The following is a 16,528-nucleotide window of genomic DNA, read 5'->3' on the forward strand; positions in this document are numbered from 1 at the left end:
GGCTGGGATCAGAAGTTGATCATGTGCCCCGCGAGGCCGTGGATGGCCTCCTGCAGTGCCTCCGACAGCGTCGGGTGCGTGTGCACGTTGCGTGCCAGTTCGTTGACCGTGAGGTCCCATTTCTGGGCGAGGGTCAGCTCCGGCAGCAGCTCGGAAACGTCCGGTCCGATGAGGTGTCCGCCGAGCAGTTCGCCGTGCTCGGTGTCGGCGATGAGCTTGACGAAGCCGGTGGCGTCGCCCAGTCCGTGTGCCTTGCCGTTGGCGGCGAACGGGAAGTTCGCGACCTTGATGTCGGACCCGCGGGCCTGAGCCTCCTCGCGGGCCTGGTCCTCGGTGAGACCGAAGCTGGCGACCTGCGGCTGGCAGAACGTCGCACGCGGCATCATGCGGTAGTCGTCGATCGGCAATGTCTCTGCGCCGCCGATGGTTTCGGCAGCCACGACGGCCTGGGCCTCGGCCACGTGGGCGAGCTGCAGCTTGGCGGTGACGTCGCCGATGGCGTAGATGTGCGGCACGTTGGTCTGCATCGTGTTCGTGATGCCGATGGCACCGCGATCGGTGAGCTCGACGCCGGTCTTCTCCAGGCCGAATCCTTCGACGCGAGGCGCGAAGCCGACGGACTGCATCACCTTGTCGACGGTGAAGGTCTCGCTCTCGCCGGACTTGTTGTGCTTGATCGCGACGGTGACCTTGGAGCCGTCGTCGTCGATGCTCTGCACGCCTGCGCCGGTGATGACCTTGACGCCGAGCTTCTTGTACTGCTTCTCGATTTCCTTCGAGACGTCCTTGTCCTCGTTGGGGAGCGCGCGATCGAGGAACTCGACGATGGTGACGTCGACTCCGTAGTTCTTGAGGACGTAGCCGAACTCCATGCCGATCGCGCCGGCACCGACGATGAGGATCGAACCCGGCAGATCCTTCGTCATGATCTGCTCTTCGTACGTGACGACGTTCTCGCTCAGTTCCGTGCCGGGAAGCAGCTTGGTGGTGCTGCCCGTCGCGATGATCGCGTTGTCGAACGTGATCGTCTCGGTACCACCCTTTGTCAGCTCGACCTCGATGGTGTTGGCATCGGTGAACGTGCCCTTGCCGTCGTACTCGGGGATCTTGTTCTTCTTCATCAGGAAGTGGATGCCCTTGACGCGGCCGTCGGCAACCTTGCGGCTCCGATCGAAGGCTGCGCCGAAGTCGAAGGAGGCTTCACCCGAGATGCCGAACAGCTTGGCCTCTTTGGTGAAGAGGTGCGCCAGCTCGGCGTTACGGAGAAGGGCCTTCGAGGGGATGCAGCCGACATTCAGGCACACACCGCCCCAGTACTTCTTCTCGATGATGGCAGTGCTGAGTCCGAGTTGTGCCGCGCGGATAGCAGCGACGTACCCACCGGGACCGGCTCCGAGGACAACGACGTCATAGTGTGAGGTCACGAGTCCCCAGCGTAGTCGTGCCGTCCGACGCTGTCTCGACCTGGTCTTCGTTACCAGCCGGTAGCCACGCGAGCGCCGACCACCCCGACGGCCCGAGTGCTGCTAGAACTGTGGAATGGCAATCTCGGACGACCCGTACCTCTGGCTCGAAGACGTCACCGGCGACGCTGCGCTCGCGTGGGTGCGCGAGAAGAACGAGGTGACGGTCGAGGCGCTGAGCGGGACGGCGTTCGAGGCCACCGAGGCGAGCATCCGAGAAATTCTCGACACCGACGCGCGCATTCCGTACGCCCGTCGGCGCGGACGATTTCTGTACAACTTCTGGCGCGACGCCGAACACGTCCGCGGCCTGTGGCGTCGAACCACGATGGACGAGTACCGAACCGAGAATCCGGCGTGGGACGTGCTGCTCGATCTCGATGCGCTGGCCGCGAGCGAGGACGAGAACTGGGTGTGGGGTGGCGCTCAGGTGCTGCGCCCCGATCAACGGCTGGCTCTGGTGACGCTCTCTCGCGGCGGCGCCGATGCAACGGTGGTCCGCGAGTTCGATCTGGACTCCCGCACCTTCCGCGCCCCGGAGAACGGCGGATTCGCCCTACCCGAGGCAAAGACGGACATCGGGTGGATCGACGCTGACACCGTCTTCGTCGGAACGGATTTCGGACCGGGCTCGCTCACCGAGTCGGGCTATCCGCGCATCACGAAGCGGTGGCATCGCGGTACCTCGGTCGACGAGGCCGAGACCGTGTACGAGGGTGCGGCACAGGACATCTCGATCTCCGCCTGGCACGATCGCACCCCCGGCTTCGAACGCGACTTCGTCCAGCGCGCCACCGACTTCTACAACTCCGAGACCTACGTGCTCGACGGGTCCACGTTGACCCGGATCCCGACGCCCACCGACGCGTCGACCTCGGTGCACGAGAACTGGTTGCTGGTTCGCACGATGACGCCGTGGACGGTGGGCGACGAAACCTATCCGGCCGGCGCACTGCTCGCTGCGGATTTCGACGAGTTCGTCTCCGGCACGATCGCTCTCACCGTTCTCTTCGCTCCCGATGCGCACACCTCCCTGCACCAGTACGCCTGGACCGAGAATCACCTGCTGCTGGTGACCTTGCAGGACGTACGGACGCAGTTGCACGTCCTCACCCCCGGCGAGAAGGAGTGGGCAACCGGCACGATCGACGGGTTGTCGGATCTGACCTCCACCGAGATCATCGGAACCGACGCCGAGGAGAACGGTGACGAGTTCTTCCTCTCCTCGTCCGGCTATCTCACTCCGGCGACATTACTGGTGGGCACCGTGGGCGGTGAACTCGAAGTTCTCAAGCAGGCTCCGGCGTTCTTCGACGCCGACGGCCTGACGGTGGAACAGTTCTTCGCACGGTCCGACGACGGTACCGACATCCCCTACTTCGTCGTCCGACGCGCCGATTCCGGTCCCGGACCGACACTGCTCTACGGTTACGGCGGCTTCGAGATCTCGATGACGCCCGGCTACAGCGGTGCGACCGGACGGGCGTGGCTCGAACGTGGCGGCACCTACGTCGTCGCGAACATCCGCGGCGGCGGAGAGTACGGGCCGTCCTGGCACACCCAGGTCCTGCGCGCCGGACGCCATCTGGTGCACGAGGACTTCGCCGCCGTCGCGCGCGACCTCGTCACCCGCGGCATCACCACCACCGAGCAGTTGGCCGCGCAAGGCGGGAGCAACGGCGGTCTGTTGATGGGCATCATGGTGACGAAGTACCCGGAACTGTTCGGCGCGTTGGTATGTCAGGTCCCGCTGCTGGACATGAAGCGGTACCACCTGTTGCTCGCGGGGGCGTCCTGGGTGGCCGAGTACGGCAACCCCGACGACGCGGACGAGTGGGAGTTCATCTCGCAGTACTCCCCCTACCAGAACGTCGTCGCCGCATCCGAACGTCGGTATCCGCCGATTCTGATCGCCACGTCGACCCGCGACGATCGCGTCCATCCCGGACATGCACGCAAGATGGCGGCTCGATTGGCCGAACTCGGCCACGACGTCAGCTACTACGAGAACATCGAAGGTGGGCACGGCGGGGCGTCGGACAACGCGCAGTTGGCGTTCAAGACCGCGTTGACCTACGAGTTTCTGTGGCGACACCTCGCTCGTAGCTGACGGTCAGGCAGCGAGAGCGTCCTCGAACATCGGCCAGGAATCGTGCAGGTCGTCCTGCCAGTAACCCCACGAGTGAGTCCCGCGGTCACGCAACTCGAAATGGGCCGGAATGTCGAGCTGCTCGAGGGCCGTCTTCAACCTGCGAGTGCAGTCACCGGTCGCCACCTCGATGACACCGCCCACGACCATCTGGTTGAGCAACACGAAGCCGGTTCCGTTGAGGTTCGTACCGTCGAGGGTGTCCGATGCCCCCGCCAGCCCGCTGCCGTTCGAGATGTACAGCGCTGTGCCACGCAACTTTTCGGCATTGATCACCGCATCGTTGCGTACCCAGTCCTGATGATCGTCCGGCCCCCACATGTTCGTGACGTTCGCGCCGAGCGCCATGGACACGACCGTCTTGACGTATGCCCGGCCCAACGCGTCGGTGGTCGACGCGCATCCACTGTAGGAACCGACGGCACGGTAGAGCCCCTGGTGGTGAGCGGCCAGGTTCAGGACCGAGGTCGCGGCCATCGAGATACCTGCAATTGCGTTGCGGCCGTTGGTATCGAGCAGATCGTCCACGAGCGGTGGGAGTTCGGCGGTCAGGAAGGTCTCCCACTTGTTGCGCCCGAGCCTCGGATCGTCCTGCTGCCAGTCGGTGTAGTAGGAGTAGGCCCCTCCGACCGGGGTCACCACATTGACGTTCTTGTCGGCGAAGAACGACACGACATCGGTCTGGGTGTACCAGTCCATTCCGTCGAGTCCGCCGCCCGCGCCGTTGAGCAGATACAGCGTGGGGCTCGGAGCCGGCCGATCGGGAGATCGCAGAATCTTCAGTGGGATCGTCCGGTCCATCGCGGCCGAGTGAACGAATGCCGTCATGGCGGCGTCGTCGGTCACCTCGGTGCGCACCACGTACGACTCCGTCGGACCGGACGTCTCCTCGGCCGGGGTCGCGGAGGCGAGCGGGTGCGCCACCGCCGCGGCGCAGGCCACCACGCATACGACGACCACTCTGCGTAGCGCCCTCGATCGGAGAAACTGCTCCCCACCACCGATTCGACGAACAGAATCCCCCAGGCCGCTCATAGTCGTGCTCGCTATCGTCGTTCACACAATTGTTGGTTCAAAGACTTTGTACACCAAAACGAACCAGAAGCATGTGCAAACGTACGAAAACCTGTGGATTACCCAGTTCGGATCCGAACCCGTCAGCGATGCATCCACTCCGCCACGAGGTCGGCGACCGCCGTGGGGCTACGGATCCACCCGTTGTGTCCGAGTGGCTCGTCGACGTGCACCGAGGTGACTTCGGCACGGGCAAGCTTGCGTACGAGATTGTCCATCGAGCCACGGGGTGCGAGGTCGTCGCCTTCGATGGTGACTGCGAGCACCGGAAGCGTCAGACGGCCCATCCGTTCCTCGTAGTCCATGTCCGCTCCCGCCGGTTCGATCGTCCCGGTCCGCGCGAACCGGGACCAGTCGTCGATCAGAACCCTCGACTGACGGCCGAACCCGCCGATACCGATCCGATCTCCCGGCCAGAACCCGGCGATGCTGCTGGTGATCGCCATCGCTGCGGCACCCACGTACAGCGGGACGCCGCGGGTGGTGCCGAATCCGCGGTGGTAGGGCGAACCCGACGCCACCAGGATCAGTCCGCCGAGCCTGCCCCTGATGCGGGCGGCGTACATCGCACCGAGCTGGCCGCCCATGCTGTGGCCGAGCAGGAACGGCGTCGCTTCCGGGAACTGCTCGCGAACCACCTCGAATATCGCCGGGAAGTCGATCGAAACCAGTTCCTGGTAGCCGTAGCGACTCGCCGAACTCGGCTTCGGCACGCTGTCCCCCTGACCCCGGAGATCGCCGATCGCAGCATGGAAACCGCGCGCGACGAGAGCCTCGGCGAACAGCCGGTAGTAGCCACCGGGAATGCCGAGGCCGGGAAGAACGACGATCACGGGTGCATCGTCACGGCCCTCACCGGGGAACAGTGACACCGGCACGGTCGAACCGTCGGGCATCTGAATCGGAACCGTCTGCATCGGCTCACCCTATGACGGGTGCAACCATGCATCCCCCCAGGGCTCGTGTTCACCGGATCGCCGGCCAATCATCGAGTGGTGCAGATCTTTTCGGTCGAACGAATGACATCTCCAACGAATGCACGTCGAACGACAAGAGCCGGGCCCGACGATGCGGACCCGGCTCGAAGCCGTGAATCAGGAAGTCATGAGTCAGGAGGGCAGGCCGGGGATTTCGACGGCCGAGCCGCTACCTTCCGAGCTACCGAGAGCGAGCAACTGCAGCAGGATTGCGAGCAACTCCATGAAAACTCCTTCGAGAGAGGGGGATTCGATGCCTGGACAGCATCGCGAACCGTCACGAGTTCATCGGACGTAGAGATCCGTGCAGCCGTTGGGCCGCAGGCCCAACGGCGCGGCGGTCGGTCAGTCCGAGGAGGAGCTGATTCCCGAGAAGAGCTGGAGGAAAATTGCGAGGAGGTCACCGAGTTCAGCGGACATGCGAAATACTCCTTCTTCGAGGGGGGTGTGCAGATCGCCTGTGACGGATGTCACGCGATGATCTCTGCAAGAAGATTTGTACCGCAGTCGGTCTCGGTTTGTACACGGAAACAACAGTAAAAGTCGAAAATCTTGGTGCGGTGTCACAAAACGGTGACGGTACCGACCGTGGCCGCCCCCGACGAACGGTCACGGCCACGGTCGACACGGACGAACTACGCCGCGCTACCCGACGTCAGCACGCCGACGATCTGATCGACGATCGCGTCGACGATGCCGTCGTAGACGCCGGTGGCGATGTCGGAGATGAACTGCGCTGCTGAACCCATGAGAACTCCTGTTACTCGTGTGCAAGGACAGCCGTAGGCAATACGACCTCGTTCGTTCCTACCGCACCGACGATGACGGTGCATAGCCCGGTACCAACTCGAGACATCGAAGATCCACTACCGCAACGACTTACCGGAGATTGCACCATATTACGCGGCAAAACTACTCGCCGATCACGTCTTTCGCGCGCCCCACGAGCAGAGGGTCTGTTTCACCGACTATTTCGGAATCCTTGTTCGCGTAGTCGAATTTGTTGAGCACGAAGCGCATGGCGTTGATGCGAGCCCGCTTCTTGTCGTTGCTCTTGACGACCGTCCACGGCGCGACATCGGTGTCGGTGGCACGGAAGTTCTCCTCCTTCGCCGCGGTGTAGGCATCCCACTTGTCCAGCGAGGCAAGGTCCATGGGCGAGAGCTTCCATTGCCGCACCGGGTCGACCTGCCGGATGGCGAAGCGGGTGCGCTGCTCGTGCTGCGACACCGAGAACCAGAACTTGGTCAAGCTGATGCCCTCGTCGACGAGCATCTGCTCGAACAGCGGTGCCTGCCGAACGAACTGAGCGTGCTGCTCGTCGGTGCAGAACCCCATGACCCGCTCGACGCCCGCCCGGTTGTACCAGGACCTGTCGAACATGACGATCTCCCCGGCCGCGGGCAGATGTGCGATGTAGCGCTGAAAGTACCACTCGGTCGACTCACGAGCCGACGGCTTCTCCAGCGCGACCACGCTGGCACCGCGCGGGTTGAGGTGTTCCATGAATCGCTTGATCGTGCCGCCCTTACCGGCGGCATCTCGGCCCTCGAAGATGATGACGTGCCGTCGCCCGGTCTCCTTGGTCCACATCTGCAACTTGAGGAGTTCGATCTGCAGAAGACGCTTCTCCAGTTCGTACTCGGCACGCGTCATACGCTCGTCGTACGGGTAGTTCTCGCGCCAGGTGTCGACGACGTGGCCGTCGGGGACGGTCAGCAGTACCGGATCGTCGTCATCGGAGTCGTCGACGGTGAAGCCCGACGTGTCGGCAAGATCCACGGCTGTCGTGATGTCGAGCAGGTCGCTCAGGTTGGTGCGCGCAGCCGTGCCGTTGCGGAGATCGTTGTCGGTCATGGGCCGAAAGTTAGTGCTCATCGGTGACCGATCCATGTCGGTTCGGTGAACACCCGATGCATCCGGTTTCACCGCAGGCACCACCCGGTCCGCAAGGGGGACGGACCGGGTAGTGCCTGCTCGTGAACTCGCCGATCTCGTGCGACCGTATCGGCCGTCACAGCGGTAGGTCCAGGGGTCTGCCCGGAAAAGTCGACGATCTTGTTCGAGCGCCGATTTCGGACCGTTCGTTTGTCGGGGTCGATATGGGTGAAATCCCCGATGCGCCGAAAGGTGTTGCTGATGCAGACTTTTCAGCATGACATTCGAGAGCGGTTCCCCCAGAGAGTTCACCAGGTCGAGTTCGCAGAAGATGATGGGAGGTGTATGCGGCGGAATTGCCGAATATTTCGGCTGGGACGTCAACATCGTCCGACTCGCGACCGTTGCCGGCGCAGTCCTGACCGGCGGCACCGTCGTGCTGATCTACCTCGCGGCGTTGATGTTGATGCCGCTCCGATGAAGCCCGAACGCGACGAAGCCCCGGACCTCGACAACAGGTCCGGGGCCCCGCGACCGACTACTCGGCGACGCTGGAGAGTCCTTCGGCGCTTCCGGTGAAGAGCTCGGTGATCGCGTCGGAGATGCCTGCAGCGATGCCGTCGGTGATGATTCCGCCGAGGCCGCCGCCTTCGGTGCCGCCGCCGAGCAGACCGGTGATGAGATCGAGAAGCATGGGGTGAGCACCTTTCGGAGAAACGACGAGGCCTGGTTGAAGATTGGACCGGGCGGCAGAAATATAACGCGCCCGTTCTGTCCGATCCGCCGTTTGCCCGAAAAAGTCTCGCTCCCCGTTTGTTGCCGGAAAAAACTTCCGCGCGGTTGCGCGCGAACTACTCCTGCCCGGTGATCAACCAGCCGCACGGTCCGGCGAGCTCGTCGGCCTCGGCGGGTCCCATCGATCCGGGCGCGTAGCTCTTCACCTCGGGCGGGTTGCTCAGCAACGGGGCGGCGACGTCCCAGACGTGCGCCAGACCGTCCGGCCTGGTGAACAACGACCGGTCTCCACTGAGCACATCGAGGATCAAGCGCGCGTACGGGCTCAGCGGCTCGGCGTCGGGCACCGACTTCAGCGGCAGCGCCAGATGCCCCACCGACAGATCGAAATCCGGGCCCGGTTCCTTGACCGTCATGGCGATGTCGATGCTGCCGTCACCCGAGAGGTCGAACGAGAGCACAGTGCCGTCCTCGGGCAGTTCGGTGAGCGGACTGTCGGCCGGTTTACCGAACACCAACGACACGCGCTGCTGGCTCACGCCCAACATCTTTCCGGTGCGGAGCAGAAACGGGACTCCGCGCCACCGGTCGGTGTCGACCCACAACTTCGCCGCGACGAACGTGTCGACCTTCGAATCGTCGGCGACGCCCTCGACATCGCGGTAGCCGTCGTACTGACCGAGAACCACCTCGCCGGTGTCCAGCGGCCGGAACTGCCCGATCACGGTCTCACGCGCCGATTGCAGATCCTCGGCCTTCAGCGATGCGGGCGGCTCCATCGCGACCTCCGCGGCAACCTGGAACAGATGGGTGACGAGCATGTCCAACACGGCACCGGTGGCGTCGTAGAACTCGGCGCGGTCGTCGATGTCGAGCGTCTCGGGGACGTCGATCTGTACCTGCGCGACGTGTTCGGAGTTCCAGATTCCGCTGATCATGCCGTTCGCGAACCGCAGCACATGGAGGTTCTGCGTCGCCTCCTTGCCGAGGAAGTGATCGATGCGATAGACCTGGTTTTCCTCGACCACCTCGTGCACGGCCTTGTCGAGTTCCTCGAAGTTGCTCTGCGAGGTACCGAAGGGCTTTTCGTAGACCACCCGGGAGCCGTCGGCCAGATCGTGTGCTCCCAAGGCCTTCGTGTAGTCGACGAAGGTGCTCGGCGGCAGAGCGATGTAGTGCACCAGCTGGGCGTCGTCGCCGACGTCTTTCTTCGCGTCCGCGACGACCTCGGGCAACTTACCGGGATCGTCGACGGTGAAGCCGTTGCCCGCGAAGCGGATTCGCTCGGAGAACGTCGTCCAATCGTCCTCGGCCACGTTCTCGGCGAATTCGTCGAGAACGCTGCGTACGTGATCGCGGAACTCGTCGTCGGAGGTGTCCTTACGGCCGTTGCCGATCAGGACCCATTTCTCCGGGAGCAGGCCCTCGAGATGGAGTTGGTAGAACGACGGCAGGACCATTCGCTTCGCGAGGTCTCCGGTTGCGCCGAAAAGGACGAATACAGTGGGTTGCGAGGACGCCATGACCTCCACTATGCACCGCACAGTTTGGGCGCGCACAGTGCCGACGAGTGAGAGTGCATGATGACCAGATCACGGTTTCACGGTGAGATCTACGGGGTAGGCACAACGTCCGGCGTGCGCATCGTCGTCGGGCATTGGACGCGATCGCCGCTGGGCGAATTCACCGACGTCATGATCCAATTCGCGGACGGCAGACGCCTGCTCGTCGCGCCCGACGAGGACGTTCGGGAATTCGTCACCGCCACATACACCTTCGACGCCACCGAACTCGTACCGGTGACATTCACCGCTCAGCAGGATGGTTGGCGGTCGGTGACAGCGGGTGACCTGTCCGTGAGAATCCGCGTTGCCGGACCCACCGTGCTCGGCCGCGCACTGAGCCTCGTCCCCGACGCGGTGTCGACAGCACCGTGGTTCTGCGCGATCAGCGATCCCATCGCCCGAGTGATACTGCGCGGAGTCCGCACCCGCGGCAGCGCGGGCGGGGGCCGACGTGAGTACTACGGTGCCAGGCACCAACACCGCGTCACCGACGTGCAGGCCTCGTGGCAGGGCGAGGATCTCGGATCACTGACCCCGGTCACTCCCCCGGTGACCTTCGGATTCGGCAGCACCCCGGCGGCACCGTCGGTCACATCCATCACCACGACGATCGACAGTTAGACCACCACGGCGCCGGACGCCCGCAGATCGTCGAGGGCAGCGGCCGACGACTCCGGCGCAACTCCCGCGACGAGGTCGGTGAGAACACGGACGTCGAGCTTCTCGGCCACAGCGTCTTTCGCCGAAGCCAGAACGCAGTAGTCGGTCGCAAGCCCGACGACGTCGATGTCGGTGACCTCGTTGGCGGTGAGTATCTCGGCGAGGGACGTCCCGTCGTCGGTGACACCTTCGAATGCCGAGTACGACGGTTTGCCCTGCCCCTTGTAGACGTGGACGTCCACCGAACCGGTCGCGTAATCGGGGTGATACTCGGCTCCGACGGTGCCCGCGACGCAGTGCACCGGCCACGTGGTGACGAAGTCCGGGGCGGCGTCGGTGGCGAAGTGCCCGCCGTTGTCGCCCTCGGCGTCGTGCCAATCTCGCGAGGAGACCACGAGGTCGTACTCGTCCCCGTGGCGCGCGAGGTACGCGCTGATCCTGCGCGCGACCTCCGCGCCGCCGGTCACCGCAAGCGCGCCGCCTTCGGTGAAGTCGTTCTGCACATCCACTACCAACAGAGCACGAGTCATGGATCCCAGTATCCTCGACGGGTGCGCGTGTCGTCTCTGGTGACCTACCCCGTCAAAGGATGTGCCGGTGCCGTGCTCGATGCCGCCCAGGTGAGTGCCACCGGCCTCGAACACGATCGATCGTTCATGATCGTCGATGCGGACGGCGCATTCCGCAGTCAACGCACCGACCCCGTGCTCGCGGTCGTCCGCTGTTCGGTGGGCGACGGAACGTTGACGCTCGAGCACGACACGTCCGGCTCGGTGACCGTGTCGGTGGACCGCGATTCCGCGGCGCGAGACATCACGATGTTCCGCAGCCCGATGCGCGGGATCGATCAGGGCGACGACGTCGCCGACTGGCTCACCGACGTCATCGGAGAACCGTCACGCCTCGTCGCCGCACCGCGCGACCTCGACCGCGTCACCGACGGAATCCGGCCAGGATCAGCACAATTCGCCGACAGCTCTGCGGTGCACATCCTCTCGACCGCCACCTTGGCCGGGCTCAATTCCCGCCTCGACGTCCCGCTGCCGATGGATCGCTTCCGCCCCAACATCGTCGTCGACGGCTGGGACTCCCCGCACCGGGAAGACGAGGTGCGGGACGTGACCATCGGCGGGGCGCGATTGGCCTACACCAAACTCGCCATCCGCTGCGCCGTCACCACGGTCGAGCAGTCCACCGGTGTGCGCACCGGTCCGGAACCGCTGCGCACGCTCGGCGACTACCGCCGCGGTCGGCAGAAGGGCGTCGCTTTCGGTTCGAAGTTCTCGGTGGTGCAGGACGGCACGGTGACCGTCGGGGACGAACTACACGTCGCGAGTTGGGGCGAGTCGGAGCTGTAGCTCGGCTGTGGTGCGCTGAGTGTCCACTTTTCGGTTCCGCGGGCAGGTTTCCGCTCACGCGAAGGAATTGTGGACAACCACGTCACTCGCTCCGGTGGCAATCAGCGCCGCCAACTGGATCCGCGCCTGCCCCGCCCGCAGTTCGCGGGAGAACACCGCACCAGCATCGAGAAGATCGTGGCCACCCCCACCGCCGCCGTACGTCGGCGAGGTCTCGCCGAACGGAACCCGCGTCGTGACCACCACGTGCACCCCGGCGGCCACTGCCTCCTTCACCGCATGCACGACGCGGGCGTTGGTGTTGCCCGAACCCGTCGCCTCGAGCACGATGCCCGACGCCCCGGCCTCGCGGCACGTGTCGATCTGCAGTCCGTCGGCCCCGGGATAGAGGGCGACGATGTCGACGCGAATCCCGGCAATGGGCTTCCACTGCAGGGGTTTCGGCCGAGGCAGCGCCGCCGACCGAAAGGCATCGAGTTCGGTGGTGTGCTTCTTGATCGCGCCGCGCGCCGGCAGCAAACGACCGCCGAACGCGATCAGAACACCGGGCTCGGACTGCGCGGCCGCCACCGCCGCGGCGATGTTGCTCGGGCCGTCCGGATCTGGATGATCGGCCGTGCGCTGCGCACCGGTGAAGACCACCGGACGTTCGTCGTCGTGGAACAGATCGACATAGAGCGCCGACTCCTCCATCGTGTCGGTGCCGTGCAACACCACCACTCCGGCGCATCCGTCCTCGGCCAGCGCGTCCGCGACCGCAGTGCGAATGGTGTCGAGATCGGCGAAGTCCAACGCCGAGCTGTCCTTCGACATCACCTCGTGCACCCGAACACCGTCGACATCGACCCCGATGCCGGCGACCGGACGAGAGACACCGTGCTCGTCGCGACTGCTGGCAATCGTGCCGCCTGTGGTCAACAAGGCGACATGCTCGGCGCTCTCCGGTCGTTCCTGCAGGCTCCACTCCTCAGTCACTGCGCGCCGCCACCTCTCGAATTCGCTTGCGGCACAGAAACCATCCTCCGACGAGCATCGGCGCGATGAGCAGGATCGACGCCACCGTCCAGGTACCGACCGGTTTGTCGAAGGCCATCAGCACGAGTACACACGCCAGGAAGCCTAGCGTTGCGTATCCGGTGTACGGGGCACCGAAGAGCTTGAACGCAGGTCGGGTGACCGCACCGGTTCTCGACAGTGACCAGAACTTCAACTGACACGCCACGATGACGGCCCAGGCGCTGATGATGCCCAGAGCGGCAAGGTTCAGCACGATCTCGAAGGCCTGCGCCGGAACCACGGCGTTGAGCACGACGCCGAGAAGCGTCACCACCGACGTCAGTGCGATGCCGCCGTACGGCACGCCCGACTTGTTCATCCGCGCGGCGAACGAGGGGGCCGAGCCGGCGACCGCCATCGAATGCAGGATGCGTCCGGTCGAGTACAGCCCGGCATTGAGGGAGGACAACGCTGCGGTGAGGACGACGAGGTTCATGATCGCGTCCGCGCCGTCGACGTCGATCGCTCCGAAGAACGTCACGAACGGACTCTCACCGGCCCGATAGGCGGTGTACGGCAACAGCAGTGACAGCAGCAGCACCGAGCCGACGTAGAACACGACGATACGGATGATGACGGTGTTGATCGCCTTCGGTATCACCTTCTCGGGATTCTGCGTCTCACCGGCCGCCGTGCCGACCAGCTCGATCGAGGCGTAGGCGAACACCACTCCCTGGATCACCACGATGGCAGGCAGCAGTCCGTTGGGAATCAGCCCGCCGTTGTCGGTGAGCACGCTCAGACCCGGTTCCTGTCCGTCGATGGGAGTGCCGAAGATGACGTAATAGGTGCCGATGGCCAAGAAAGTCACCAGTGCGACGACTTTGATGAGCGCGAACCAGAACTCCAGCTCACCGAACACCTTGACCGACACCAGGTTCAGCCCGAGCACGAGCACCAGGCCTGCGAGCGCGAAGACCCATTGATCGACGTTGCCGAGCGGAGCCCAGTATTTCTTGAAGAAGTTCATGTAGAGCGCCACGGCCGTCACGTCGACCACCGCTGTCATCGCCCAGTTCATCCAGTACAGCCAGCCGGCCGCGAAAGCGACTTTCTCGCCGAAGAACTCGCGCGAATACGAGACGAAGGATCCCGACGACGGGCGGTGCATCACCAGCTCACCCAGTGCGCGCAGAATCAGGAAGGCGAAGAATCCGCACAGCGCGTACACCAGAACCAGGGCAGGTCCGGCGTCGCGCAGTCGCCCGCCCGCGCCCATGAACAGTCCGGTGCCGATCGCGCCGCCGATGGCGATCATCTGGATCTGGCGAGGGGCCAGCTCTTTTCGGTAGCCCAGGTCTTCTTCACTGAAGGCCTTGGCGGTGTCGACACTCCGGTTCTCTGTACTCATCGCGTTACCTCGTCGACGTCTCGGGAGCAACGGAATGCTCGGTGGGAGCCACCCGCAGATTCGCGAGGTGCTCGGGGCTCAGGAGTCGATCCAGTTCGTCCCGGGCCAACAGACCCTTCTCGAGAACGAGGTCGACCACGTTTCGACCACTGACCAACGCCTCCTGCGCAATAGCGGTCGATTCCACGTATCCGAGATACGGGCTCAGCGCGGTGATCAGGCCGATGGAGTTCTCCACGCGCTCACGCAGCAGGTCGACGTTGGCGGTGATGCCGTCGACACACCGATGCGCGACGGTTCGGCATGCGGCGCTCAGGTGCGCCATACCGTCGGACAGGGACTTGACGATGATCGGCTCGAATGCGTTGAGCTGCAACTGTCCCGCCTCTGCCGCCATGGTGATGGTGACGTCGTGACCGATCACCTCGTAGGCAACCTGGTTGAGTACCTCGGGGATGACGGGGTTGACCTTGCCGGGCATGATCGACGAACCCGCCTGCATCGGAGGCAGATTGATCTCGTTGAAGCCCGCCCGCGGCCCGGAGGACAACAGCCGGAGGTCGTTGCAGATCTTCGACAGCTTCACCGCGACGCGCTTGAGAACGCCGGACAGGTGCACGAACTGACCGACGTCCTGCGTTGCCTCGATCAGATCCGTCGCGGTCACCAGAGGCAGGCCGGTGATGGTCCGCAGATGTGCGACGGCCGATTCGGTGTATCCGGCGGGAGCGTTCAGTCCGGTGCCGATGGCGGTGGCTCCGAGGTTGATCTCGTGCACCAGCAGTGCCGCTTCCTCGAGTCGCGAGCAGTCCTCGTCGATCATGACCGCGTAGGTACCGAACTCCTGGCCGAGGGTCATCGGCACTGCATCCTGCAGCTGCGTGCGGCCCATCTTGACGACGGTGGCGAACTCGGTTGCCTTGCGGCCGAACGAGTCTCGCAACACCTTCATCGAGGCGATCAGCTCGTGGACGGCGAAGACGGTCGCGATGTTGACCGACGTCGGGTACACGTCGTTGGTGGACTGCGACGCGTTCACGTGCTCGTTGGGGTGCAGCATGCTGTAGTCGCCGTGCGGGTGCCCGAGAATTTCCAGGGCGCGGTTGGCGATGACCTCGTTGGCGTTCATGTTGGTCGAGGTGCCCGCGCCACCCTGGATGACGTCGACGACGAACTCCTCGTGCCACTGACCGTCGAGAATTTCCTGACACGCCGTACGGATCGCTTCCCCGCGGGTGGCGTCGAGAATTCCGAGATCCTGATTGGCCGACGCGGCGGCCCACTTCACTGCCGCGAGACCGCGAACGAGGTGCGCATTGGTGGAGATCGGACGCCCGGTGATGGGGAAGTTCTCGAGGGCGCGCAGGGTGTGGATTCCCCAATACACGCTGTTCGGGATTTCGCGTTCCCCGAGAAGATCCTTCTCGATGCGGGTATCGGCCACGGTGCGCTCCTAGGTGAGGGTGTCCAGCTGTCCGGCTGTCTGACAGGTAAAGTGTGGCGCAGAACACCTCATCGGTCAACCCCACGCTAGGATCACGTCATGAACCTGTCGGACAGCTGGGCAGTCAGTGCGCCCACGAATGCCCGGATGAGCGCGGCCGAGGCGGTGTTCGCAGACCTGCGCGCGGCCATCGCGTCGGGCGAGCTCCCCGTCGGCCAGAAGTTGCCGTCCGAGGCGGCCCTTGCCGCTCGGCACAGCGTCAGCCGCTCCGTTATCCGCGAGGCACTGCGCTCCTGCCATGCCCTCGGCCTCACCGAGACCAAGACCGGTCTCGGCACGTTCGTGATTCGCGACCGCGTCGGCAACGACCTCGACATCGGCAACTACGCGGCCCGCGAACTCATGGAGGCCCGCCCGCACGTGGAGATTCCCGCCGCCGGCTGGGCCGCAGAGCGACGCACCGACGAAGAGTTGGCGGTGCTCGCCGGCCTGGCGGACGAAATGCGTTCGGAGGACGACCACGAGGCCTGGGTTCTGCTGGACGCGCAGTTCCACACCGCGATCGCGCGGGCGAGCAAGAATCGCGTGTTCGAGGCGATCATCGTCGACATCCGGGATGCCCTGACGCGGCAATCGGAGACCCTCAACCTCGTCGCACATCGGCAGCAACAGTCCAACGTCGAACACGACGCCATCGTCGACGGCATCCGATCGGGCGAGTACGACGCCGCAGCCCGCGCCATGACCGCGCATCTCGATGCCGTCCGGGGTGCCGTGGAGTCGCTCGCCGATCGGGCCGATCGGTAGTACTACTAGGC

General features: G+C 64.5%; 16 protein-coding genes. 5 read left to right on the forward strand and 11 right to left on the reverse strand.

Going from position 1 to position 16,528, the window contains the following annotated elements:
- Window positions 1-8: 8 nt before the first annotated feature.
- Window positions 9-1,424 carry a dihydrolipoyl dehydrogenase gene (gene lpdA, locus CH274_RS27590; protein ID WP_032393809.1) on the reverse strand — a complete coding sequence of 472 codons (1,416 nt, stop codon included), beginning with the start codon at window positions 1,422-1,424 and terminating at the stop codon, window positions 9-11.
- A 115-nt stretch (window positions 1,425-1,539) separates the two neighbouring features.
- Here lpdA and CH274_RS27595 point away from each other — a divergent pair, with 115 nt between their 5' ends.
- Window positions 1,540-3,573, forward strand: coding sequence for a prolyl oligopeptidase family serine peptidase (locus CH274_RS27595; protein WP_032393808.1), 2,034 nt, complete (start codon window positions 1,540-1,542; stop codon window positions 3,571-3,573).
- A 3-nt stretch (window positions 3,574-3,576) separates the two neighbouring features.
- On the opposite strand, the gene CH274_RS27600 is transcribed toward CH274_RS27595, so the two are convergent.
- From CH274_RS27600 to ppk2, 4 genes are all read right to left on the reverse strand, one after another.
- Complete coding sequence (locus tag CH274_RS27600) at window positions 3,577-4,647, reverse strand: alpha/beta hydrolase (protein WP_256993715.1); 1,071 nt, start codon at window positions 4,645-4,647, stop codon at window positions 3,577-3,579.
- A gap of 122 nt (window positions 4,648-4,769) precedes the next feature.
- Entirely contained in the window at window positions 4,770-5,603 is an 834-nt protein-coding gene (locus tag CH274_RS27605; protein ID WP_094659465.1) for an alpha/beta hydrolase family protein, read from the reverse strand.
- 405 nt (window positions 5,604-6,008) lie between these two features.
- Window positions 6,009-6,137 (reverse strand): hypothetical protein, encoded by a 129-nt coding sequence (locus tag CH274_RS29860; protein WP_254924052.1) that lies wholly within the window; start codon window positions 6,135-6,137, stop codon window positions 6,009-6,011.
- Between the two features lie 438 nt (window positions 6,138-6,575).
- Window positions 6,576-7,520, reverse strand: a complete 945-nt coding sequence (gene ppk2 / locus CH274_RS27610) for a polyphosphate kinase 2 (protein ID WP_032393805.1) — start codon at window positions 7,518-7,520, stop codon at window positions 6,576-6,578.
- Window positions 7,521-7,818: 298 nt separating this feature from the next.
- On the opposite strand from ppk2, the gene CH274_RS27615 reads away from it, so the two are divergent.
- A complete protein-coding gene (locus tag CH274_RS27615; RefSeq protein WP_094659466.1) occupies window positions 7,819-8,022 on the forward strand; it encodes a PspC domain-containing protein in 204 nt (67 codons plus the stop codon).
- Between the two features lie 57 nt (window positions 8,023-8,079).
- Here the strand turns inward: CH274_RS27615 and CH274_RS29435 are convergent, their stop codons facing one another.
- Window positions 8,080-8,235, reverse strand: coding sequence for a hypothetical protein (locus CH274_RS29435; RefSeq protein ID WP_155290781.1), 156 nt, complete (start codon window positions 8,233-8,235; stop codon window positions 8,080-8,082).
- 157 nt (window positions 8,236-8,392) lie between these two features.
- Complete coding sequence (locus CH274_RS27620) at window positions 8,393-9,799, reverse strand: glucose-6-phosphate dehydrogenase (RefSeq protein WP_094659616.1); 1,407 nt, start codon at window positions 9,797-9,799, stop codon at window positions 8,393-8,395.
- Between the two features lie 60 nt (window positions 9,800-9,859).
- Here CH274_RS27620 and CH274_RS27625 point away from each other — a divergent pair, with 60 nt between their 5' ends.
- Entirely contained in the window at window positions 9,860-10,462 is a 603-nt protein-coding gene (locus tag CH274_RS27625) for a hypothetical protein (protein WP_094629804.1), read from the forward strand.
- On the opposite strand, the gene CH274_RS27630 is transcribed toward CH274_RS27625, so the two are convergent.
- Complete coding sequence (locus CH274_RS27630) at window positions 10,459-11,031, reverse strand: isochorismatase family protein (RefSeq protein ID WP_045198798.1); 573 nt, start codon at window positions 11,029-11,031, stop codon at window positions 10,459-10,461. The genes CH274_RS27625 and CH274_RS27630 overlap by 4 nt on opposite strands.
- A gap of 21 nt (window positions 11,032-11,052) precedes the next feature.
- On the opposite strand from CH274_RS27630, the gene CH274_RS27635 reads away from it, so the two are divergent.
- Window positions 11,053-11,859 (forward strand): MOSC domain-containing protein, encoded by an 807-nt coding sequence (locus CH274_RS27635; RefSeq protein WP_094629782.1) that lies wholly within the window; start codon window positions 11,053-11,055, stop codon window positions 11,857-11,859.
- A 54-nt stretch (window positions 11,860-11,913) separates the two neighbouring features.
- On the opposite strand, the gene CH274_RS27640 is transcribed toward CH274_RS27635, so the two are convergent.
- Genes CH274_RS27640 through aspA form a run of 3 tightly spaced genes read right to left on the reverse strand, consistent with a single transcriptional unit; the run spans window position 11,914 to window position 15,710 of the window.
- A complete protein-coding gene (locus CH274_RS27640; protein ID WP_230596608.1) occupies window positions 11,914-12,834 on the reverse strand; it encodes an asparaginase in 921 nt (306 codons plus the stop codon).
- Window positions 12,827-14,266: an amino acid permease gene (locus CH274_RS27645; protein ID WP_094659467.1), complete on the reverse strand. Its 1,440-nt coding sequence runs from the start codon at window positions 14,264-14,266 to the stop codon at window positions 12,827-12,829. The genes CH274_RS27640 and CH274_RS27645 overlap by 8 nt, the downstream gene beginning before the upstream one ends.
- A gap of 4 nt (window positions 14,267-14,270) precedes the next feature.
- A complete protein-coding gene (aspA, locus tag CH274_RS27650) occupies window positions 14,271-15,710 on the reverse strand; it encodes an aspartate ammonia-lyase (RefSeq protein WP_032393800.1) in 1,440 nt (479 codons plus the stop codon).
- A 99-nt stretch (window positions 15,711-15,809) separates the two neighbouring features.
- Here aspA and CH274_RS27655 point away from each other — a divergent pair, with 99 nt between their 5' ends.
- Window positions 15,810-16,517, forward strand: a complete 708-nt coding sequence (locus tag CH274_RS27655; RefSeq protein WP_045198792.1) for a FadR/GntR family transcriptional regulator — start codon at window positions 15,810-15,812, stop codon at window positions 16,515-16,517.
- Window positions 16,518-16,528 lie beyond the last annotated feature (11 nt).

The sequence above is a fragment of the Rhodococcus sp. 06-418-5 genome (assembly GCF_002258285.1).
Classification (GTDB): Bacteria; Actinomycetota; Actinomycetes; order Mycobacteriales; family Mycobacteriaceae; genus Rhodococcoides.

What these genes read in the sequence shown, in the direction of transcription:
- CH274_RS27595 (WP_032393808.1), top strand. Translation starts at nt 1,540, where the DNA reads ATGGCAATCTCGGACGACCCGTACCTCTGGCTCGAAGACGTCACCGGC.
- CH274_RS27600 (WP_256993715.1), bottom strand. Translation starts at nt 4,647, where the DNA reads ATGAGCGGCCTGGGGGATTCTGTTCGTCGAATCGGTGGTGGGGAGCAG.
- CH274_RS27605 (WP_094659465.1), bottom strand. Translation starts at nt 5,603, where the DNA reads ATGCAGACGGTTCCGATTCAGATGCCCGACGGTTCGACCGTGCCGGTG.
- ppk2 (WP_032393805.1), bottom strand. Translation starts at nt 7,520, where the DNA reads ATGACCGACAACGATCTCCGCAACGGCACGGCTGCGCGCACCAACCTG.
- CH274_RS27615 (WP_094659466.1), top strand. Translation starts at nt 7,819, where the DNA reads ATGACATTCGAGAGCGGTTCCCCCAGAGAGTTCACCAGGTCGAGTTCG.
- CH274_RS29435 (WP_155290781.1), bottom strand. Translation starts at nt 8,235, where the DNA reads ATGCTTCTCGATCTCATCACCGGTCTGCTCGGCGGCGGCACCGAAGGC.
- CH274_RS27620 (WP_094659616.1), bottom strand. Translation starts at nt 9,799, where the DNA reads ATGGCGTCCTCGCAACCCACTGTATTCGTCCTTTTCGGCGCAACCGGA.
- CH274_RS27625 (WP_094629804.1), top strand. Translation starts at nt 9,860, where the DNA reads ATGACCAGATCACGGTTTCACGGTGAGATCTACGGGGTAGGCACAACG.
- CH274_RS27630 (WP_045198798.1), bottom strand. Translation starts at nt 11,031, where the DNA reads ATGACTCGTGCTCTGTTGGTAGTGGATGTGCAGAACGACTTCACCGAA.
- CH274_RS27645 (WP_094659467.1), bottom strand. Translation starts at nt 14,266, where the DNA reads ATGAGTACAGAGAACCGGAGTGTCGACACCGCCAAGGCCTTCAGTGAA.
- CH274_RS27655 (WP_045198792.1), top strand. Translation starts at nt 15,810, where the DNA reads ATGAACCTGTCGGACAGCTGGGCAGTCAGTGCGCCCACGAATGCCCGG.